17 protein-coding genes are annotated in these 22,073 nt (G+C 56.0%); 9 read left to right on the plus strand and 8 right to left on the minus strand.

Features of this window, described 5'->3' with window-relative positions; all coding sequences use genetic code 11:
• The first annotated feature begins 10 nt into the window (after positions 1 to 10).
• The gene (gene nhoA, locus HVX72_RS10540) at positions 11 to 856 is read left to right on the plus strand and encodes an N-hydroxyarylamine O-acetyltransferase (RefSeq protein ID WP_181823159.1); all 846 of its coding nucleotides are present in this window, start codon (positions 11 to 13) and stop codon (positions 854 to 856) included.
• A gap of 40 nt (positions 857 to 896) precedes the next feature.
• Here the strand turns inward: nhoA and HVX72_RS10545 are convergent, their stop codons facing one another.
• The 8 genes from HVX72_RS10545 to HVX72_RS10580 all read right to left on the minus strand — a co-directional run bounded on the left by HVX72_RS10545 (position 897) and on the right by HVX72_RS10580 (position 13,989).
• A complete protein-coding gene (locus tag HVX72_RS10545; RefSeq protein ID WP_181823160.1) occupies positions 897 to 3,845 on the minus strand; it encodes an autotransporter outer membrane beta-barrel domain-containing protein in 2,949 nt (982 codons plus the stop codon).
• Between the two features lie 334 nt (positions 3,846 to 4,179).
• Entirely contained in the window at positions 4,180 to 4,860 is a 681-nt protein-coding gene (gene narI, locus HVX72_RS10550) for a respiratory nitrate reductase subunit gamma (protein WP_042283097.1), read from the minus strand.
• Positions 4,857 to 5,552, minus strand: a complete 696-nt coding sequence (narW, locus tag HVX72_RS10555) for a nitrate reductase molybdenum cofactor assembly chaperone (RefSeq protein WP_060569792.1) — start codon at positions 5,550 to 5,552, stop codon at positions 4,857 to 4,859. The genes narI and narW overlap by 4 nt, the downstream gene beginning before the upstream one ends.
• Positions 5,552 to 7,096 carry a nitrate reductase subunit beta gene (gene narH, locus HVX72_RS10560; RefSeq protein ID WP_042283092.1) on the minus strand — a complete coding sequence of 515 codons (1,545 nt, stop codon included), beginning with the start codon at positions 7,094 to 7,096 and terminating at the stop codon, positions 5,552 to 5,554. The genes narW and narH overlap by 1 nt, the downstream gene beginning before the upstream one ends.
• A complete protein-coding gene (locus tag HVX72_RS10565) occupies positions 7,093 to 10,833 on the minus strand; it encodes a nitrate reductase subunit alpha (RefSeq protein ID WP_181823161.1) in 3,741 nt (1,246 codons plus the stop codon). Before HVX72_RS10565 ends, narH begins: the two co-directional genes overlap by 4 nt.
• Positions 10,834 to 10,929: 96 nt before the next feature.
• Positions 10,930 to 12,318, minus strand: coding sequence for a NarK family nitrate/nitrite MFS transporter (locus HVX72_RS10570; protein ID WP_181823162.1), 1,389 nt, complete (start codon positions 12,316 to 12,318; stop codon positions 10,930 to 10,932).
• A 226-nt stretch (positions 12,319 to 12,544) separates the two neighbouring features.
• A complete protein-coding gene (locus tag HVX72_RS10575; protein ID WP_042283084.1) occupies positions 12,545 to 13,123 on the minus strand; it encodes a TetR family transcriptional regulator in 579 nt (192 codons plus the stop codon).
• Between the two features lie 68 nt (positions 13,124 to 13,191).
• Positions 13,192 to 13,989, minus strand: coding sequence for an IclR family transcriptional regulator C-terminal domain-containing protein (locus HVX72_RS10580; RefSeq protein WP_233459191.1), 798 nt, complete (start codon positions 13,987 to 13,989; stop codon positions 13,192 to 13,194).
• 211 nt (positions 13,990 to 14,200) lie between these two features.
• Here HVX72_RS10580 and HVX72_RS10585 point away from each other — a divergent pair, with 211 nt between their 5' ends.
• The 8 genes from HVX72_RS10585 to HVX72_RS10620 all read left to right on the plus strand — a co-directional run bounded on the left by HVX72_RS10585 (position 14,201) and on the right by HVX72_RS10620 (position 22,072).
• Positions 14,201 to 15,373 carry a muconate cycloisomerase family protein gene (locus HVX72_RS10585; protein WP_181823261.1) on the plus strand — a complete coding sequence of 391 codons (1,173 nt, stop codon included), beginning with the start codon at positions 14,201 to 14,203 and terminating at the stop codon, positions 15,371 to 15,373.
• 12 nt (positions 15,374 to 15,385) lie between these two features.
• Positions 15,386 to 15,676: a muconolactone Delta-isomerase gene (gene catC / locus HVX72_RS10590; RefSeq protein WP_042283075.1), complete on the plus strand. Its 291-nt coding sequence runs from the start codon at positions 15,386 to 15,388 to the stop codon at positions 15,674 to 15,676.
• A 66-nt stretch (positions 15,677 to 15,742) separates the two neighbouring features.
• Positions 15,743 to 16,669: a catechol 1,2-dioxygenase gene (gene catA / locus HVX72_RS10595; RefSeq protein ID WP_042283073.1), complete on the plus strand. Its 927-nt coding sequence runs from the start codon at positions 15,743 to 15,745 to the stop codon at positions 16,667 to 16,669.
• A gap of 62 nt (positions 16,670 to 16,731) precedes the next feature.
• Entirely contained in the window at positions 16,732 to 18,114 is a 1,383-nt protein-coding gene (locus tag HVX72_RS10600; protein ID WP_042283071.1) for a Rieske 2Fe-2S domain-containing protein, read from the plus strand.
• Positions 18,114 to 18,599 (plus strand): benzoate 1,2-dioxygenase small subunit, encoded by a 486-nt coding sequence (gene benB / locus HVX72_RS10605; protein ID WP_042283068.1) that lies wholly within the window; start codon positions 18,114 to 18,116, stop codon positions 18,597 to 18,599. Before HVX72_RS10600 ends, benB begins: the two co-directional genes overlap by 1 nt.
• 9 nt (positions 18,600 to 18,608) lie before the next feature.
• The gene (benC, locus tag HVX72_RS10610; RefSeq protein ID WP_181823164.1) at positions 18,609 to 19,625 is read left to right on the plus strand and encodes a benzoate 1,2-dioxygenase electron transfer component BenC; all 1,017 of its coding nucleotides are present in this window, start codon (positions 18,609 to 18,611) and stop codon (positions 19,623 to 19,625) included.
• Positions 19,626 to 19,635: 10 nt separating this feature from the next.
• Positions 19,636 to 20,409, plus strand: a complete 774-nt coding sequence (gene benD, locus HVX72_RS10615; protein WP_181823165.1) for a benzoate diol dehydrogenase BenD — start codon at positions 19,636 to 19,638, stop codon at positions 20,407 to 20,409.
• A gap of 175 nt (positions 20,410 to 20,584) precedes the next feature.
• Positions 20,585 to 22,072 (plus strand): MFS transporter, encoded by a 1,488-nt coding sequence (locus HVX72_RS10620; RefSeq protein ID WP_181823166.1) that lies wholly within the window; start codon positions 20,585 to 20,587, stop codon positions 22,070 to 22,072.
• Position 22,073 lies beyond the last annotated feature (1 nt).

Raw genomic sequence — 22,073 nt, forward strand, 5'->3', positions numbered from 1 at the left:
AGGAACCCCGATGACCCCCATCCTGAATGCCTACTTCGCCCGCCTGAACTGGTCCGGGCCGACCGACGTCACGCTTGAGACGCTGCGGGCGCTGCACTTACAGCATAACTGTACCATTCCCTTTGAAAACCTGGACGTTCTGTTGCCGCGCGAAATGCAGCTGGACGAGCAATCGCTGGCGGAGAAACTGATCGGCGCCCGCCGTGGCGGCTACTGTTTTGAGCAAAATGGCGTATTCGAGCGGGTCTTACGCGAACTGGGGTTTACCGTTCGCAGCTTGCTGGGGCGGGTTGTGCTGTCGAATCCGCCGAGTCTGCCGCCGCGAACCCATCGTCTGCTGTTAGTTGAAGTGGACGGCGAAGCGTGGATCGCGGATGTTGGTTTTGGCGGACAGACGTTGACTGCGCCGATTCGCCTGCTTGCGGACATCCCACAGCAGACGCCGCACGGTGAGTACCGACTGTTGCAGGAAGGCGAAGACTGGATTTTGCAATTCCGTCATCACACGCACTGGCAGTCGATGTACCGTTTCGATCTGGTTACTCAGCATCAGAGCGATTATGTGATGGGCAACTTCTGGTCCGCGCACTGGCCGCAGTCGCATTTCCGCCATCATTTGCTGATGTGCCGTCATTTGCCTGATGGCGGCAAGCTGACGCTCACCAATTTCCACTTTACCCATTATGAACACGGGCACGCGGTTGAGCAGATTCACTGTCCGGACGTCGCGTCACTGTATGTCTTACTCCAGGATCGTTTTGGGCTCGGGGTAGACGATGCAAAGCATGGGATCAGTGAAGCTGAACTGGCAAGGGTGATGGCGGCGTTTGATACACATCCGGAGGCGGGGAAGTAAGTCACAGGCCCGGAAGCATTGCGCCACCGGGCCGTATTTATCAGAACGACGCTTTAATGCCGAGCATCGCCGAGGTGTCGCTGTAGCCTTTATCACCGACCTGCTGGGCGACGTTGCCCCACAGGGAGACGTTCTTCGTCAGCTGGCCTTCCACACCGGCCTTCAGCTCGCCGATATTGCGGGTGCCGTCCAGATCCACGTTGTCACCGTTCATCGACACGCCAAAGTCTTTGCTGTTGTGGATCCAGTTCGCTTCCACAAACGGCTGGAAGGTGCGGTCTTTACCGTCATCCAGCTTGTTGTGGCCCTTGCCGAACAGACGCACGCCGACGCGGGTCTGCACGTTGCCGTCGCCGTGACCTTCCACGCGGGTGCCGTTGGCTTCGCGGTGTTCGTCCGCCTTCACGCCCATCCAGGTGACCTGCGCTTTCGGCTGGATGTACAGCGCGTTACGCTCGCTGATGTCCGCCAGTTTCCAGGTGTAGCCGGATTCCACCGACGCGGTGAAGCCTTTTGAGTCGTACTCTTCGGATTCGACGCCGCGACCGGAAACGGTGTTGTCAAACCAGCTGTACTGCGCCCAGGTATCGACATACGCGCCTTCGTGGGTGGCGTTATCCTGTAACCAGGTGCCGTACAGACCGACGCTGTAACCGCTGATGCGGCTGTCGGCGCGGTTGCCGTTACGCTGGTTTTCCGCCCGTGCCTTCTGGTTGGCGTAGCCCGCCATCAGACCAAGGTGGAAACGGTCGGTGTTGTCGGAAGACCACTGGGCGATGTCGCCGCCAAGCTGCATCACATAGCGGTTGGCCTGCATATCCAGCTGGCCGCTGCCGTCCTGCTGGCGGGTGTGACCACCTACGTTGCGCAGCCACAGGCTGGTCACCGCTTTCTCGCCGGTCAGGGCGTCGACGTAGTGGGTTTCGCCCAGGCGGTCGTGCAGACGGGTGTTAAACATCGTGTTCGCCGCCTGCAGGTTCATGCCGTACAGACCGGCTTCCGGACGCACCGCGTTTTCGCGCGGGGTTGGGGAAGGCTCTACCGGATCAACAGGCGCCAGCGGCTCTTGCGGCTCTGGTTGCGGTTCTGTCGATAGCGCGCTGGTCAGATACCAGTTCTTGTCGTTCTGGCCTTCACCACGCGCCAGGGTGTAGTCATAGGCACCCGCCACGATACGTCCGTTTTGGGTAAACACGCCGTCAGAATTACCCGCCACACTGATCAGTTCGATACCGTTCGTTGTCAGGCCGCCTGCGCCGCCCGCGTTCAGCACCGTCACGTTCGTGTTACCGGAGGTATTGCCCTGCACAACCAGCTTGTCGGTGGGTGATGCATCATCGCCCAGTTGGGTGTTCATCACGAGATTACCGTTATTACCGGCGTAATCACCGTTCACCGTCAGGGTTTTGAACGTTGCCGCGTCGCGGGTCAACGTGCGGGAGGCGGTGTCGCCAGGCATGAAATTCAACGTGGCGTCGTTCAGGGTCAGCGTGGTCAGTGTAGAGTTGGCAATCATATCCCAGCGGCTGTTGCTACCATTCAGTTCCATATTGATGGAACCTTGTTCTTCAATAGCCGTGTCGCCATAAATGTAGGAGTTATCGCCAGACACAATGTTAATCGCATGGTCGCCGCGGACCAGCATTTTACCCCATGCAACCAGCTTATTATTGTTAGTGATATCCGTTGAACCCCAGCGTCCATAAATGGAGTACAGCGTATCGGCGACAGACTCGTAGGCGTTCCGATCGCCTAAAATGACATCGCCAGTAAACAGGGCGTCCGCCTGATAAAGCAGATATGACTCTTTACCCCCCTCAGAGGTAATGGCAATGTTGCCGACGATCGTATCGGCGTCCCATTGCACGATACCGTCATCCTGATTCACGTTGGCGCTAAAAAAGCCCCACAGCGTTGCCTTCTCATTGCCGGATAACGTTATTTTCGCATCGTTGATACGATGCGTAGCCGTCTCAGCAGGATCGTCACCCCACAAATAAATACCACGGACAATATCATTTCCCGAGCTATCAATATCAATTTTATTGATAATCAGATCGGTATGTTTACCGTTGCCGCCGAGGTATGTCAGGCCATCAGCGTAGCCTTCCTCGGTGGTGCTTTTAATTTTGATGCTGACATCGTTGAAGACACGCTTACCGCTCAGGGAGGAACTGGTGAACGAGTCGAAAATAAGAATGCCTGTGACATCAGAGTAGCGGTCAGTTGAATTACTGGTTAACTGAATATCCGTATGTCCGGCCAACTCCAGGTCGGTATACGTGCGAATCCCTTCCAGATAAAAGGTGGGGGAGACAATATTAATGGTGGTGTTACCGGTGACGGTGACTTTCCCGCCCCATAAAGCCATGCCGGTATCGGTTGAGTCGCCAGATTCACGGATGCCGGGACGGGTATACGCGATATCAATATTCTCGGCGTTTAAAATCCCCTGCGATCCGGCGCTGATACCGCCGCCTCTGATGGTGGTCAGGCCTTTCAGGTCGGCCCGGGCATTATCGCCAACGTACAGCCCGTCCGATTCTTCGCTGTCATTCATGTTAATGAAGGTGTAATTTTCGGCGGTCAGTTTGCCGGTGCCGTACAGGGCAATACCATCGGAAGTCGAATAGGTCCCATTCGTGCGCGGGTCGAAGTTAAGGGTAAAATGATTACCCAGATTTATTTCACCGGCTTTAAGGTAAGCGAACCAGACGTTTCGGGAACCTGTTGCGTTTACTACGCCGGTACTGTTCATTGTGATATTGTCGGCGAAATCAACGCGACCATCAGCAACGTTAATATCAATTCTTGAGATTTCATCCCCATTGGTGATATTCACCGTGCGTTGGTCGCTGGGCGTGCTGGCGTCGAGAGTATATTTTACTGGCGCGGAAAAAGCAGAAAAGGTTGTAGTGGCTAATAATGCACTTAATAATAAAGCAATTTTTTTGGGTTTAATTTGGGGTGATAAGGCAGGTATCTTCATAGATAAATTCCAGTATCCTTGAGTAATGCGTAGATAAGACACCAGTCCTGGCGTCTGTTATTTATTTCATAGAAAGGTAGAACGGCAGGAAAATTGTCTAATTCTGCTTAAGCGAAGGCAAATGAAATGATTTTAACTCGTCGCCAGCATTAATGGCTCAGGCGGGCGCTGAGTGCTGGTCAGAGATGCGGTATTTAAAGTATTTAAGAGAATTTTCAACTGTGGCACACCAATCTTCGTCATTTCTTAAATACAGCGCCGCCGTGTTAAGGAAACAGAAAATGATACTTAAGGAAATAAACCCGGCAGGCGAGGCGCTACCGGGCGAAAAAACTTATCGGCGAGAACGGACTATCTGGTATCGGCGGGTAAAATACTCAAACGGCGCGCTCCAGACGTGTACCAGACGGGTGAACGGGAACAGCAGAAAAATGGTCATCCCCAACACCAGATGGACGCGGAAAACAAAGGCAACGCCATTAAGCATTTCTGACGAGCCGCCACGGAAGGTGACAATACTCTGTGCCCAGCCAACCAGCTTCATCATTTCACTGCCGTCAGGATATTGGGCTGAAAACGGAATAGTACTCAGCCCAAGCAGGCACTGGATCAGCAGGATGCTCATGATGATAATGTCAGGCGTGGTCGAGGTGGCGCGGACGCGCTGGTTGGTGAGACGACGCCAGAGCAAACCAGCGCCGCCAATGAGCGTCAGTACACCGCACACGCCGCCGAGAACCATCGCCATTTGCTGTTTGACCGCGATCGGCAAAAACCAGGCGTACATCCAGTGCGGTGTCAACATGCCGAAAAGATGGCCGAAGAAAATGCCGAGTATGCCGATGTGGAACAGGTTCGACCAGACCACCATGCCGCGCTTATCCAGCATCTGGCTGGACGAGGCGCGCCAGGTGTACTGACCATAATCATACCGCAGCCAACTACCGAGAAAAAAAACGGTCGCGCAGATGTAAGGGTAGATATCGTAAAAAAAGACGTTCAGGTACTGTATCATTTCGGGCCTCCCGCACTGACGTCGACGTACTGCGGCGCCACGTCCTGGCTAAAGCGTCGTTGATATTGCTGTAACGGTGAGCTGTCACAGGCTGTGGCGTTATCTTCAATAAACTTCACCTGTTCTTCTTCCCAGACGGCATCAAGCGCCTGACGAGTGTCATCACGGCTTTCTTGCGTTACCTGTGGCGTGACGCTGTCACTTGAAAGCGGGCTTCCGGCGAGGTTCAGCAGGGCATCGAATAATTGATACCACGGGGCGCCGCGCTGTTTCAGCCTCCCTCCCAGTAACGCCAGAATCGGCGCGACGTTTTGCAGACCTTCGCGCGCATCGGCTTCCGACAAAATGCTGAGATATTCGAGATACAGCGGCAAATGGTCGGGAAGTTCGCGACAGTCGAGTTGCAGACCCACTTTCTCGTACTGGGTCATCAGATCGACCATCGCCTGGCCGCGATCGCGGGACTCGGCGTGGACATGTTCAAACAGCAACAGCGACGTGGCGCGGCCCCGGTCAAAGACCTCACACCATTCGGCCTGCTTATCCAGCAGCGGGGCGTTGAGCATGTCCGTGGCGAAGCCGTTGAGCGCAGGCGCGTCGTGACGCACCATCGCCAGCACTTCGTCTTTGCATTCCCAGAGAAACTCATCCGGGTATTCCATCAACAGACCGATCGCTTTGAGGATTTGCATTATTCTCCCTCCGCTTTATCACGCACTTCGGTGATGTTGATGGCGTCAATGCGGCTACTGTTGAACAGGTTGAACTTGGTGTCGGAACCGTGGCAGCCGTCGCCAAAGGTAAAGCCGCAGCCGTTGCGCTCAGGGAAGGCGTCGCGCGCCATCTCGCGATGGCTGGTCGGGATCACGAAACGGTCTTCGTAGTTGGCGATCGCCAGATAGCGATACATCTCCTCGACCTGTTCGACGCTCAGGCCCACTTCCTCAATGGCGCGGGTATCCGTCACGCCTTCCACTGTTTGCGAACGCATGTAATGACGCATGGCCATCATGCGCTTCAGGGCGCGCAGCACCGGGCCGGTATCGCCTGCGCTGAGCATATTCGCAAGGTACTGCACCGGAATGCGCAGGCTTTCGATCGCCGGCAGTACGCCATTTGACGGCGGCAGCCCTCCGGCGTCGGCGTAAGACTGAATCGGCGACAGCGGCGGGACGTACCAGACCATCGGCAAGGTGCGGTATTCCGGATGCAGCGGCAACGCCAGTTTCCAGTCCATCGCCATTTTATAGACAGGGGAACGCTGCGCCGCGTCGATCACGTTCTGCGGAATACCCTGTTTCAAGGCCTCTTCAATCACCGCCGGGTCGTTCGGGTTCAGGAACACGTCGCACTGACGCTCGTACAGATCGGTTTCATGCTCGGTGCTGGCGGCTTCTTCGATGCGGTCTGCGTCATACAACAACACGCCGAGGTAGCGAATGCGCCCAACACAGGTTTCAGAACACACGGTTGGCTGCCCGGACTCAATGCGCGGATAGCAGAAGATGCATTTCTCAGACTTGCCGCTTTTCCAGTTGAAGTAGATTTTTTTGTACGGGCAGCCGCTAATGCACAGACGCCAGCCGCGGCACTTGTCCTGGTCGATCAGCACGATGCCATCTTCTTCACGCTTATAGATCGCGCCGCTCGGGCAAGTGGCGACGCAGCTTGGGTTCAGACAATGTTCGCAAAGGCGGGGCAGATACATCATGAAGGTGTTTTCAAACTGCCCGTACATTTCCTTCTGGATCTTGTCGAAGTTACGGTCACGGGCGCGCTTTTCAAACTCGCCGCCAAGCAGTTCTTCCCAGTTTGGCCCCCAGATGATTTTGTCCATCCGCTTACCGTCAATCAACGAGCGCGGGCGGGCAGTCGGCTGGTGTTTACCCTCCGGCGCGCTGTGCAGGTGCTGATAGTCAAAAGTAAAGGGCTCATAGTAGTCGTCTATCTGCGGTACAACCGGGTTTGCGAAGATTTTGGTGATGACGCCCATTTTTCCGCCCATGCGCGGACGTATTTTACCGTTCACGTCGCGAACCCAGCCGCCTTGCCACTCCTCCTGGTCTTCCCAGTTTTTCGGATACCCGATACCCGGTTTGGTTTCGACGTTGTTAAACCATGCGTATTCCATCCCTTCACGTCCGGTCCAGACGTTTTTACAGGTGACAGAGCAGGTGTGGCAGCCAATGCATTTATCAAGGTTAAGCACCATCCCAACCTGTGAGCGTATTTTCATTTTTTCGCCTCCTGTACCTGATTGCGACCTTCATCATCCAGCCAGTCGATATTTTTCATTTTTCGAATCATGATGAACTCGTCGCGGTTAGAGCCGACGGTGCCATAGTAGTTAAAGCCATAGGCCAGTTGAGCGTAGCCGCCGATCATGTGTGTGGGTTTCGGACAGACGCGGGTTACCGAGTTATGAATACCGCCACGCATCCCGGTAATTTCTGACCCCGGAATATTCATGATGCGTTCCTGGGCGTGATACATCATGGTCATCCCCGGCGGTACACGCTGGCTGACCACCGCGCGAGCGGTCAGTGCGCCGTTGGCGTTGAAGGCTTCAATCCAGTCGTTGTCTTCAATGCCCAGCTCGCGGGCGTCGGTTTCGCTGATCCAGACAATCGGTCCCCCACGTGACAGCGTCAGCATGAGCAGGTTTTCGCTATACGTAGAGTGGATGCCCCATTTCTGATGGGGCGTCAGGAAGTTGAGCGCTTTTTCCGGGAAGCCGTTGGGCGGGATCTCGCGCATTTCGCTGACGCTGCGGGTGTCTATCGGCGGTCGATAGGCGACAAGGCTTTCACCGAATGCGCGCATCCACTGATGATCCTGATACAACTGCTGGCGGCCAGAAAGGGTGCGCCAGGGGATCAGTTCGTGGACGTTGGTGTAACCCGCGTTATAAGAGACATGTTCGCTTTCCAGACCGGACCAGGTGGGGCTGGAGATGATTTTGCGCGGCTGCGCCTGAATATCACGAAAACGGATCTTCTCATCTTCTTTATTCAGCGCCAGATGGGTATGTTCGCGCCCGGTCATCGCGCCGAGCGCTTCCCACGCTTTCACTGCCACCTGACCGTTGGTTTCCGGCGCCAGCGCAAGGATCACTTCGGACGCGTCCAGCGCGGTGTCGATCCGCGGTCGGCCTTTAGCCGGGCCTTCGCGCTTGGTATAGTTCAGTTTACCGAGGAATTCGACTTCCGCCTCGGTATTCCAGGTGATGCCCTTGCCGCCGTTGCCCAGTTTATCCATCAGCGGGCCGAGCGAGGTGAAGCGCTCGTAAGTGGCGGGGTAGTCGCGTTCCACGACCACCAGGTTGGGCGCGGTTTTGCCGGGGATCAGATCGCACTCGTTTTTGCGCCAGTCGAGGATATCAAACGGTTGCGACAATTCTGCCGGGGAGTCGTGCTGCAACGGCTGCAACACCACGTCGGTTTCCTGACCCAGATGGCCGACACACACCTCGGAAAAGACCTTAGCGATGCCCTTGTAGATCTCCCAGTCGCTGCGCGATTCCCACGCGGGATCCACCGCCGCCGACAGCGGGTGAATAAACGGGTGCATATCCGACGTGTTCATATCATCTTTTTCGTACCAGGTGGCGGTCGGCAACACGATATCGGAGAACAGGCAGGTGCTGGACATTCGAAAGTCGAGCGTGACCAGCAGATCCAGCTTGCCTTCAATGGCGGCAGACTGCCATTCCACTTCTTCCGGTTTAATCCCCTCGCTAGAGCCGAGCGCTTCACCCTGAATGCCGCTTTCGGTCCCGAGCAAATATTTGAGCATGTATTCATGCCCTTTGCCGGATGAGCCGAGGAGGTTCGAGCGCCAGACAAACAGGTTGCGCGGGTGGTTATTGCCGCTGTCCGGCTGTTCGCAGGCAAAGCGGATATCGCCCGATTTCAGCGCCTGCACGGTGTAATCCACGGGTGACAGACCGGCTTTTTCCGCACGGGTTTTTAGCGTCAGCGGGTTAAGATTGAGCTGCGGCGCGGACGGCAGCCAGCCCATACGCTCAGCCCGCACGTTGAAGTCAATTAAATGGCCGGTAAATTTCGCCGGGTCGGCTAACGGTGAGAGAAGCTCCTGCGCAGTGAGTTTCTCATAACGCCACTGGCTGGCGTGATTATAGAAGAATGAGGTGCTGTTCATCTGGCGCGGCGGACGGTTCCAGTCCAGCGCGAAGGCCAGCGGCAGCCAGCCAGTCTGCGGACGCAGTTTTTCCTGGCCGACGTAGTGCGCCCAGCCGCCGCCGCTTTGTCCGACACAGCCGCAGAACACGAGGATGTTGATCATTCCGCGGTAGTTCATGTCCATGTGATACCAGTGGTTAACGCCGGCACCGAGGATAATCATCGAACGCCCGTGGGTTTTATGCGCCGTATCGGCAAATTCGCGGGCAATGGTTTCAATATGGTAACGCGGTACGCCGGTGATCTGTTCCGCCCAGGCGGGCGTATAGGCTTTCACTTCCGCATAATCTTTCGCGCCGTACGCATCGTCCAGCCCACGATCGAGGCCGTAGTTGGCGAGCACCAGATCATAGACGCTTACCACCGGACAACTGCTGCCGTCAGCAAGCGTCAGGCGTTTCACTGGCAACTGACGGACCAACACCGGTTCCTGCTTCACGCTACGGAAATGCGGGTTTTCATTCCCCCCGAAATAGGGGAACGCCACCCCCAGGACCTCGTCATGTTGACCGAGCAGCGACAGCGTCAGTTCAGTTTCGTGGCCTGCCGCCAGCGACTCGAGGTTCCATTTGCCTTTTTCACCCCAGCGGAAGCCAATTGAGCCGTTGGGCGCAACTAACTCACCGGCGCTGTTGTATGCCACGGTTTTCCATTCCGGATTGTTGGCTTCGCCAAGACCGCCGACCAAATCGGACGCACGCATCATGCGGCCCGGAACGAAGCTGCCATCTTCGCGCGCATCCAGCAAAACCAGCATCGGCATGTCGGTATAGCGGCGGCAATAGTTGAGGAAGTAGTCGCTGGGGTTATCGAGATGGAACTCTTTGAGAATGACGTGGCCCATCGCCATCGCCAGCGCGCTGTCGGTGCCTTGCTTCGGCGCCAGCCACTGGTCGCTCAGCTTGGCGACCTCCGAAAAGTCAGGCGTAATGGCAACGGTTTTCGTGCCTTTGTAGCGGACTTCGGTAAAGAAGTGGGCGTCCGGGGTTCGGGTCTGGGGGACGTTTGACCCCCAGGCAATGATGTAGCTGGAGTTGTACCAGTCGGCGGATTCCGGCACATCGGTCTGTTCGCCCCATGTCATTGGCGATGCAGGCGGCAGGTCGCAATACCAGTCGTAGAAGCTCAGGCAGGTCCCGCCGAGCAGCGAGAGATAACGGGTTCCGGCGGCATAGGACACCATCGACATGGCCGGGATCGGCGAAAATCCGGCAACGCGGTCCGGACCGTAGGTTTTTATCGTCCAGACGTTGGCCGCCGCGATCAGTTGATTCAACTCTTTCCAGTTGGACCGGATAAATCCGCCACGCCCGCGCACCTGTTTGTAACTCATGGATTTCTGCGGGTCGTTCATGATCGATTCCCAGGCCAGTACCGGGTCGCTGCACTGGGTCAACGCTTCGCGCCACAGTTCGATCAGGCGCTTGCGCACTAACGGGTACTTCAGACGATTGGCACTGTATAAATACCACGAATAGCTGGCCCCGCGTGGGCAACCGCGCGGTTCGTGGTTGGGCAGATCCGGACGGGTACGCGGATAGTCGGTCTGCTGGACTTCCCAGGTGACCAGGCCGTTTTTCACATAAATTTTCCAGCTACAGGAGCCGGTACAGTTCACCCCGTGGGTGGAACGCACAATCTTGTCGAACTGCCAGCGTTGACGATAACTGTCTTCCCAGTCGCGGTTGGTGTGCATCACCTGACCGTGACCGTCAGCGAAGGTGTCGCCCTTAGATTTAAAATAGCGGAAGCGATCCAACAGCTTGCTCATGACATTTCTCCTGCTTCGATAATGTTGCCGTCGTTCTGCAAGCCGGAGGATGGGGCAAGCGCCTTCTCCGGCCTGATAACAGCGATGAATATGTTGTTATTGTTGTGTGGGTTTGCGGCGACCGTAGACCAGCCAGGTCACCAGTACGCAGACGATGTAGAACACCAGAAAAATTTTCATGGCGCCGACGGGGGAGCCGGTCATTGCCAGTGACGTACCAAAGGCTTTCGGGATAAAGAAGCCGCCGACCGCGCCGATGGCGGAAATAAAGCCCAATGCCGCCGCGGTATCGGTCACCGCTTCACGCTGCGCCTGCTCATCTGTGCCGCCGCGAAGTTTAACTTTGTAAAGGGTGAGCTGGCGGAAGATCACGGCAATCATCTGGAAGGTGGAGCCGCTGCCCAGGCCCGCCGTGAAAAATAGCCCCATAAAGACGAGGTAGAAGGCGATAAAACTTCCTGAACCTGTACCGGGCAATGTCAGGAACAGCAGCGCGGAAAACAGCGCCATAAAAATGAAGTTGATCAGCGTCACGCGAACGCCGCCGAACTTATCGGAAATCACACCGCCAGCAGAGCGCGCCAGTGCGCCGATAAACGGGCCGAAAAACGCCAGATTCAGAATGTCGACCTCCGGAAACTGCGTTTTGGACAGCATGGCAAAGCCTGCTGAAAAACCGATAAACGAGCCGAAGGTCGCCAGATACAGCAGGCTGAGCAGCCAAAGATGAAAACGCTTGAGCACCGGTAACTGCGAGGCGATGGAGGCTTTTGAACTGGCGATATCGTTGGTGCCTACCCAGGCGGCGACAGTGGCGATAGCCAGTAGCGGCACCCAGATCCACGCGGCATTCGCCAGGGAGAGCAGACTGCCGTCAGGCTGCGGAACGCCCTGCACGCCGAGGAAGGTGAAAAGGGGCAAGAAGATCACCAGCGGCGCGACCAACTGCATTACGCTCACCCCGAGGTTGCCCAACCCTCCGTTAACGCCCAGCGCGCTTCCCTGTTTCGCCTTTGGAAAAAAGAAGCTGATATTGCCCATGCTGGAAGCAAAGTTGGCCCCGGCAAAACCACAGAGCAGCGCAATAATAATAAACACCCCGAAAGGGGTATTCGGGTTCTGAACGGCAAAACCGAGCCAGACGCAGGGAATAATCAGGATCGCGGTGCTGAAAACCGTCCAGCGACGTCCGCCAAATATAGGCACCATAAAGGAGTAGGGGACGCGTAATATTGCGCCAGAGAGAGAGGGTAATGCCGTTAATAAAAACAATTGATCGGTGGTGAAATTAAAACCAATTTTATTAAGATTGACCGCTACCGCGCTAAAAAGCATCCAGACACAGAAGGCAAGTAACAGACAAGCCACTGAAATCCAGAGATTTCGTCGTGCGATGTGTTTTCCTTTATGTTCCCAGAAAGCGGGATTTTCAGGCTTCCAGTCACTCAAGAGATAACGATTATTTTTCTCATTTTGTAGCGCCATATTGCCCCTCGCATGCACATGTCGTTCATAAAAAAATAAAAAAGCAGGCCAAAGGGCGCATAACGCACGCTGTGCATTCGCCCTTTTTAGAATTTATTGATGTTTTTAGGAATATTGATGAAAGGATAGATAGAAAACGCGCAACCGGGCGGCGCGAAGGGGAAGAAAAGGTTGCTTAAGTGTTACTAAATGTAAATAAAAGATGTACTGTTTTTACATCTACGGTTCAGGAAAACAGCTCCAGGCTGATCATACGATCCAGATGACGTTCAAAAGCGGGATCCGCCATTTCCTGAAGACCAAGCACATACATGCCATCCAGGCCGCACACCAGGGCAATCAAACGCCAGGCAATATCCGCAGGGCCATCTGCCGTCGAGAATTCCCCTTCTGCCAGTCCACCTTCAATAATGGCCGTGGTCTTTTCATGCCACATGCGCATAGTGAGCAGGTAGGCGCTTTTGATATCCGCGTCCTGGTCGGCAAGGATCTGCGCTTCACGCCAGAGTTTGATATAAGGTTCGAAACCGCCGTCGTCGCTGCCAAGCATAGCATGCAGGCGCGCGCGCCAGCTGGCATCTTCGCCCGGGACGTCTGCGTCAAGCAACGTACTGATAATGCGCACAAATGCTTGCGATTTCAGATCGCCGGCAGAGGTAAAGTGATGATGTACCTGACCAGCGGCGACTTTCGCCTCGGTGGCAATACGTCGGACCGTCATGGCTTTAAACCCATCTTCCAGCCCCACGCGCATTGCCGCCTGCAAAATCACTTCACGACGCTCATCTTTATGCAGATAGCCCATATGTACCTGTATCTTCCTGAAAAATGGCAGTGTAACAAAAAGCTGGACGCCTGTTCAATTACGGCAGTTTATAGCTTAAGCGACAGCTCCATCGCAGCGCGACGCAAGGGCGCGAGGGCTTTTAGCTTTAGTGCGTCGGCGCTCATCGATGAAGCCGGTACGCCGACGTTTAACGCGGCGACAAGGGTGCCGCTACGCGAAAGCAGCGGTACCGCCAGCGAGCATAAGCCCACTTCGATCTGACGATCGGCGAGCGCGTACCCCTGCATCCGCACCCGTCTGATTTCATCGCGTAGCGCAGAACGATCGCAAAGGGTATACGGGGTATAACGCAGTAAACTTGCTCGTGACAGTGTCACCTCTAACTGCTCTTCCGGCAGCGCGCTTAGCAGTACCCGTCCCATTGACGTAGCCCACGCCGGTAAACGACTCCCGCGCCCGATATCGACGCTGAGCAAATTGTTCATGGCTGCCCGGGCGATGTAAAGCACGTTGTCGCCGTCCAGCGTGGCCGCAGAGCACGACTCGCCGAGCGTTCTGGCAAGGTCATCTAATGTCGCCTGCGCCACTTTCGCCAGCGGCGTACCGGCCAGATAGGCATGGCCTACGGCCAGAACGCGCGGAAGCAGCTCATAGCTGCGGCCATCAGGCGTGTGCACCATGCCAAGTGCGGCGAGAGTGTACAGACAACGCCTGACCGCGGCGCGTGAAATCTGCGTCTTTTGACTGAGTTGTGAGATGGTCAGGCGCTGACGCTGCGGGGTGAAGGCGTTCAGTACCGCCAGACCGCGCGCCAGCGACAGCATGAAATTCGGGTCCGATGCGGCCTGTCGCGTGCCGATCGTGGGCTGATGTTCATCGCTCATTGAATTCCTCTCCGCTGCAATTCGAAGCCATAACGCACTCACTATACCTCGCGTGTGGGGACGGAAGGCGGAATATCCCCGTTTTCCCACGGGGATCACATTATTAACTTCAATGTAACATTCGCGCCGATAATCGCACACCATTTCGATTATCGCCGTTGACCCACTTCCCGGCTGACCCCTATTGTCAAAAGCACCGTCACCGTTCGTTATTGATGACGATCGCAAAAGTTATGACACGCATTCTCAGGAAGAAATGATGAGCGCAACCGTTGAAGAGATTGAAAGCTGGCTGGTCGATGTTCCGACCATCCGCCCCCATAAATTATCGATGACCACGATGGGCTGTCAGAGTCTGGTTATCGTGCGTATCACCCGTTCGGACGGCATTCAGGGCCTGGGAGAGGCGACAACCATCGGCGGGCTGAGCTACGGCGTAGAGAGTCCAGAGGCAATCCAGTCTGCGATTAGCCATTATCTGACTCCGCTGCTCAAAGGTCAGCCCGCAGATAATCTCAATGTGCTGACGGCGCGGATGAACGCAGCCGTGAAGGGCAATACTTTTGCGAAATCGGCCCTCGAAACGGCGCTACTGGACGCGCAGGGAAAAGCGCTTGGGTTGCCCGTTTCTGCGCTACTGGGCGGCGCGCTGAACACTGCGCTGCCCGTACTCTGGACGCTGGCAAGCGGGAATACCGCAAACGACATTGCCGAAGGGCAGCGACTGCTGGAGGAAGGTCGACACATGGCGTTTAAGCTGAAAATTGGCGCCAATGCGCTGGATGACGATCTTGGCCACACGCGGGCCATTGTCGAGGCGCTTGGCGATCGCGCCAGCATTCGGGTAGATGTCAATCAGGCATGGGACGCGACCGTCGCCGCGAAAGGCTGTCGGGAACTGGCGGCGATGGGGGTCGATCTGATTGAGCAACCGGTCAGCGCGCAGGACAGCGCGGCGCTGGTACGCCTGAGTCAGCAAACTGACGCCGCCATTCTGGCCGACGAGTCCGTCGCCAGCCATTTTGACGGTTACCGTCTGGCACAGCAGGGGTTTAGCGGCGCCTGGGCGTTAAAAATCGCCAAAGCGGGTGGTCCCGCCAGCGTGTTGAAACTGGCGCACGTCGCGCAGGCTGCCGGAATCAGTTTGTATGGCGGCACCATGCTGGAAGGAACGATTGGCACTGTCGCGTCGCTGCACGCCTGGTCGACGTTGTCATTACCGTGGGGAACGGAGATGTTTGGGCCGCTGCTCCTGAAGGATGACATTGTCTGCGTACCGCTGTCTTTCGCGAATGGCCACGTGGCGCTGCCGCAAACGCCAGGACTGGGCGTGGAACTGGATGAGGATAAATTACGCTTTTATGCCCGCGCACAGCGGGAATAACAGGAGGTCAACATGCTATTTAAAGTGGAAATGACCGTCAATATTCCGTACGGACTGCCGGTTAAAGAACAAGAAGAGATGAAAGCCCGCGAAAAAGCGTATTCCCAACGGTTACAACGGGAAGGGAAATGGCGCCATATCTGGCGCGTCGCAGGGCTGTACGCCAATATCAGCGTTTTCGATGTTCAGGATGCTGAAGAATTACATCAAATACTTATGGGGTTGCCGCTTTATCCTTTCATGGAGATTCATGTGGAAGCGCTGTGTCGCCACCCGTCGTCGATTCATGACAGCGATAAATAATCCTTACGCCGAACGCCGGAAATCGTTCTGGTATGACCCTACAGAAAATAAGAAGCGAGAAATATTATGAGCCATTCATTTATCAACCAACACACTGTTCAGGATTTATTGCGTGAAAGCGCCGGATTAAACTCGACCGATGGAAACGAACGTTTTAAATCGATTATTCATCGCTTGCTCACGAATATCTGTACATTAATTGACGACTACAATGTGACACAGGAAGAATTCTGGCATGCGGTGAATTATCTGCATGAACTTGGCGGACGTAAGGAAGCGGCGTTATTGGCGGCCGGATTGGGTCTGGAGCATTTTCTCGATCTGCGCCAGGAAGCGATCGAAGCCAGCCAGTCATCCGAAACGGGAACCCCACGCACCATTGAAGGGCCACTGTATGTTGCAAACGCGCCGCTGGCTGACGGGCATGACCGGATGGATGACGGTCTGGACGACGGAGAAGTCATGTGGCTGTACGGTGAAGTAAAAGACGTGCAGGGACACCCCGTCGCAGGCGCGATCGTGGACATCTGGCACGCCAATACGCTCGGCAACTATTCATTTTTCGACCCCAGCCAGAGCGAATATAACCTGCGTCGCCGTATTCGCACCGACGCGGAAGGACGCTACAGCGTGCGGAGTATTTTGCCTTCCGGCTACGGTTGTCCTCCTGATGGCCCTACCCAGGCGTTACTCGATCGTCTGGGCCGCCACGGTAACCGACCTGCTCATATCCATTTCTTTGTCTCTGCGCCGGGCTTTAAGCACCTTACCAGCCAGATTAACCTTAATGGCGATCGCTACCTGTGGGACGATTTTGCGTTTGCCACTCGCGATGGTCTGATCGCCGATCCGGTGAAGGTTACCGATCCCGCATTAATTGCGCAGCGTCAACTGGCAGGAGAACATACCGAGGTGCGATTCGACTTTACGCTCTGCAAGGCGCAGCGCGCCGAAGAAGAACAGCGTATTACTCGCCTGCGCGCGCTGGAATAATTCACCGCCCAATAAAGATTCACTGAACGCTTAATCCTGAATGATGCAGGAGGACCAGACACATGCAAAAAACGCTCTCGGCATTAAAAGATAAAATTTCCCAGGCCTTAATTGTCGATCGGGAAAACCATATTTATCGCTGTCATCGCTCTATCTTTACCGATAGCCAATTATTTGATTTTGAAATGAAGCATATATTCGAAGGCAACTGGGTATTTCTGGCGCATGAAAGTCAGATCGCGCAACCCGGCGATTATTATACTCTGACGCTGGGCCGCCAGCCCGTTATTATTACGCGCGACAAGCAGCAGACCCTCCATGCGTTAATTAATAGCTGTGCGCACCGCGGCGCGATGTTATGCCGACGTAAAACCGGAAATAAAAACTCGTTTACCTGTCCGTTTCATGGCTGGACGTTCAGTAATAACGGCAAGCTGCTTAAGGCGAAAGATGAAAGTACCGGCGGGTATCCAGACTCTTTTAAGCAGGACGGATCGCATGATTTAAAAGCCCTGCCACGCTTTGCGTCTTATCGTGGATTTTTATTCGGTAGCCTCAATGACGAGGTACAACCGCTGGAGGAGTATCTTGGCGAGACACGGAAAATCATCGATCTGATTGTCGACCAGGCGCCGGAAGGGCTGGAAGTGCTGAAGGGGTCTTCCAGCTATGTCTACGAAGGGAACTGGAAGCTGGGAGCGGAAAACGGCGCCGACGGCTACCATGTCAGCGTCGTGCACTGGAACTATGCCTCGACGATGTCGCGACGCAACTATGAAGCGGACGGTACGCGCGCGGTGGACGCCAACGGCTGGTCAAAAAGCCTCGGTGGCGGCTATGGCTTTAAAAATGGCCACATGCTGCTCTGGACGCGCGCCATCAACCCGGAAGTGCGCCCGGTTTATGATCATCGGGCGCGGCTTCAGGCGACATTCGGAGAACGGCGAGCGGACCAGATGGTCAACGAAACCCGCAATTTATGCCTGTATCCCAACGTCTATCTGATGGATCAATTTTCGACACAAATTCGCGTTATTCGTCCTCTGGCGGTAGACAAAACGGAAGTCACGATCTGGTGTTTCGCGCCAAAAGGGGAATCTGATCAAGCGCGGGCGCTACGTATTCGTCAATACGAGGATTTCTTTAATGTCAGCGGTATGGGAACCCCTGACGATCTCGAAGAGTTCAGCGCCTGCCAGCGTGGATACCTGGGGGAAAATCTGGCCTGGAGCGATCTGAGCCGCGGCGCGCTGCACTGGGTCGACGGTCCGGACGAGCACGCCCGTCATGCCGGTTTTACGCCTCTGTTGAGCGGGGTGAAGTCCGAAGACGAGGCGCTGTACATCGCGCATCACCATCACTGGCAAAACGTGATGCTCGCGGCAGTCGAAAAAGAGCGGCAACGTTACGAGCAGTCGATCACCCAACGCGTGGAGGTAGTCTGATGTTGACCCTGGAACAGGTGCGTCAGTTTCTGTATTACGAAGCGCGGTTGCTGGATGATCGCCAGTGGGATGCGTGGCTGAACTGCTATAGCCCCGGCGTGGTGTTCTGGATGCCCGCGTGGGGAGATGATGATAAACCGACCCGCGATCCGCAACGTGAAATCTCGCTTATTTATTACCCGAACCGCGAGGGGCTGGAAGATCGGGTGTATCGCATCAAAACGGAACGGTCCGGCGCCAGCACGCCGGAACCGCGTACCACCCATATGATCGCGAATGTCGAACTGTTGGGCGAAACGGCGGAAGGCCTGGCGGTGCGCTACAACTGGGTGACCTACAGCCACCGGTATCAGCATACCGATGCGTATTTTGGCACGACGCACTGCACGCTGATTGAAGAAAGCGGCGTCCCGCAAATTGTGCGTAAAACAGTGCGGCTGAACAATGACTATATCCGTCAGGTGATTGACGTGTACCACATTTAAGAGGTGCTTATGAGTTTTACGATTGCCCTTAATTTTGAGGACGGCATCACCCGTTTTATTCAGTGCAACGCGGGCGAAAAGGTGCTTGATGCGGCTTACCGGCAGAAGGTTAATCTGCCAATGGATTGCTCAGATGGCGTTTGCGGCACCTGTAAATGTCATTGCGCCAGTGGGGAATATGCCCTCGGTGACGATTTCATCGAAGACGCTTTGAGCGACGATGAAGCCCAGGCAAGACAGGTACTGACCTGCCAGATGGTGCCGTGCAGCGACTGCGTGATCGATGTGCCCGTTGCCGCCGCGCAGTGTAAAACCGGGCTTACGACGCTGGACGCGACGGTACGGGCAGTGGACGCGCTGTCGGCTACGGCGTTTGAACTGGTGATATACGCCGATGAACCGCTGGCATTTTTGCCGGGACAGTACGTCAATATTCAGGTTCCCGGCACGAACCAGGTGCGCGCCTATTCATTCAGTTCTCTGCCGGATAACCGCGAATGCCGGTTTTTGATCCGCAATGTGCCGGGCGGGCTGATGAGCCAGTGGCTGACCCAGCGCGCACGTTCTGGCGACCGTCTGACCCTCAGCGGCCCGATGGGCAGTTTTTATCTGCGCGGCGGCGAGCGTCCGTTGTTGATGCTGGCGGGCGGAACCGGGCTGGCGCCCATGCTCTCCATGCTGGAAGCGCTGGCGGCGCAGGGAAGTCAGCGTCCGGTGACGCTGTTGTATGGCGTGACTTATGACATTGATCTTGTCAAAACGGCCCGGCTGGAGGCTTTTCGCGAGGGGCTGGTCAATTTCCACTGGCTACCGGTGGTTGCGGATGCCGACAGCGCCTGTCCGCAGCGGGGTTATGTCACCGCGTATCTCAATGACGCCCTGCTGAATCAGGGGGATGTGGATATTTACCTGTGCGGGCCGCCGCCGATGGTCAACGCGGTCGCTGCTACGCTGCGGGAAAGGGGAATCGATCCCGCCGGATTCTGGTATGAGAAGTTTATCGCCAGTCAAAGCGCCGCGGCATAAGGAGAACAGGATGCGATTTCACACTAAAGTCGTCGCGATTACCGGCGCGGCGCAAGGGATTGGTCGCCAGACCGCAGAGCAGGCGGCAAAAGAGGGCGCTACGCTGTTACTGATCGATCGTTCCCGTCACGTTCATGAACTGGCTGCGACACTCACCGCTGAGGGCGTTCAGGTGCTGGCGCTGGAGGCCGATCTTGAGCAGTGGGAAAGTACCGAACAGGCCTTCGGAGCAGGCGTTGCACATTTCGGTCGTATAGACGTATTGATTAATAACGTCGGCGGGACGATCTGGGCGCGGCCTTTTGCCGACTATCAGCCAGATCAGATCGAAAAGGAGATCCGCCGCTCTCTGTTTCCTACGCTGTGGGGCTGTCGTGCAGTGCTGCCGTGGATGCTGAAACAGGGGGCTGGCAGCATTGTCAATGTGTCGTCCGTGGCGACATCTGGGGTGAATCGGGTGCCTTATTCGGCAGCGAAAGGCGGGGTCAACGCCTTAACCCGCTCCATTGCCATGGAATACAGCCACCAGGGGATCCGGATAAACGCCGTGGCGCCGGGAGGAACAGAGGCGCCAGAGCGTGTCACGCCGCGTAATACCGAAACGCCCACCGCGCAGGAAAAAATCTGGTATCAGCAGGTTGTGGATCAGACCCTGGACAGCAGCCTGATGCACCGCTATGGCACGCTTGAAGAACAGGCGCAGGCGATATTGTTTCTGGCAAGCGACCAGGCGAGCTATATCACCGGTGTGACCCTGCCGGTGGCCGGGGGCGACCTGGGCTGAGTTTATTCTCGCCATCCGGCTGGCTGGTCGGATGGCGCTGTTTTCCTGTCTTGCTTTCCCTGATACCCACGAATTCAGATAATCACGGCGCTCAATAAAAAGTTGGACATATGTTCAATTTTCCGTAGGATCGGTAAATCTGGACGCGTGTCCAGTTTGTCTTAAGGGAAGCGTTATGTTTCGTCAGTGGTTAACATTAGTGATTATTGTGTTGGTCTACATTCCGGTTGCTATCGACGCGACGGTGCTGCATGTGGCCGCTCCCACGCTGAGTATGACGCTGGGCGCCAGCGGCAACGAGCTGCTGTGGATCATTGATATTTACTCGCTGGTGATGGCAGGGATGGTATTGCCGATGGGCGCGCTGGGCGATCGCATCGGTTTTAAACGTTTGCTGTTACTTGGCGGGGGCCTGTTTGGTCTGGCTTCGCTGGCTGCCGCATTCGCACACAGCGCCAGTTGGCTGATCGCCTCGCGCGCCATTCTGGCGATCGGTGCGGCGATGATCGTTCCGGCAACGCTTGCCGGGATCCGCGCGACCTTCAGCGACGCACGCCATCGTAATATGGCGCTGGGCGTCTGGGCGGCGGTAGGTTCCGGCGGCGCTGCGTTCGGGCCGCTGGTGGGGGGAATACTGCTGGAGCACTTTTATTGGGGCTCGGTATTTTTGATCAACGTGCCTGTCGTACTGGTTGTGCTGACCCTTACCGCGCGCTATGTGCCGCGTCAGACGGGACGCCGCGATCAGTCATTGAATTTGGGGCACGCCATCATGCTGATTATGGCCATCTTACTGCTGGTTTACAGCGCGAAGACCGCGTTGAAAGGGCATATCGCCATTGGCGCAATTGCCTTAACCGTCATTAGCGGCGCGCTGCTGCTGATACAGTTTATCCGTATCCAGCTTGCGGCCTCGCGTCCGATGATCGACCTGCGGCTGTTTACGCATCGCATCATTTTAAGCGGCGTGGTGATGGCGATGACCGCCATGATCACGCTGGTCGGTTTTGAGCTATTAATGGCGCAGGAATTGCAGTTTGTGCATGGCTTCACACCGTATCAGGCGGGGCTGTTCATGTTACCTGTCATGCTTGCCAGCGGCTTCAGCGGCCCCATCGCCGGTATGTTGGTGTCCCGATTTGGACTACGCACCGTGGCGACGGGGGGGATGGCATTGAGTGCGCTGAGTTTTTATGGCCTGGCGATGACTGATTTCAGCACACAGCAACTGCAGGCCTGGGCACTGATGGCGCTGCTGGGATTTAGCGCTGCCAGCGCGCTGCTGGCGTCAACGGCAGCCATTATGGCCGCGGCGCCGGGCGAGAAAGCGGCAGCGGCAGGGGCGATAGAGACAATGGCCTATGAGCTGGGCGCTGGACTGGGCATCGCCATTTTCGGTCTGTTGCTGAGTCGTAGCTTTTCTGCCTCGATTAGCTTGCCGGAAGGGCTGAACGCCGAAGAAATGACCCGCGCATCGTCGTCGATGGGGGAAGCGGTGCAACTGGCGCAGACGCTGCCTGACGCGCTGGGAGAACACATTATTGATGCCGCGAAACAGGCGTTTACCTGGTCACACAGCGTGGCGCTAAGCAGCGCCGGCAGTATGCTGATTCTGCTGGCGGTGGGTATGTGGTTTAGCCTCGCAAACGTCAACCGCGACTAGC

The organism is Citrobacter sp. RHB21-C05 (assembly GCF_013889015.1).
GTDB classification, from domain to species: Bacteria; Pseudomonadota; Gammaproteobacteria; order Enterobacterales; family Enterobacteriaceae; genus Citrobacter_A; species Citrobacter_A sedlakii.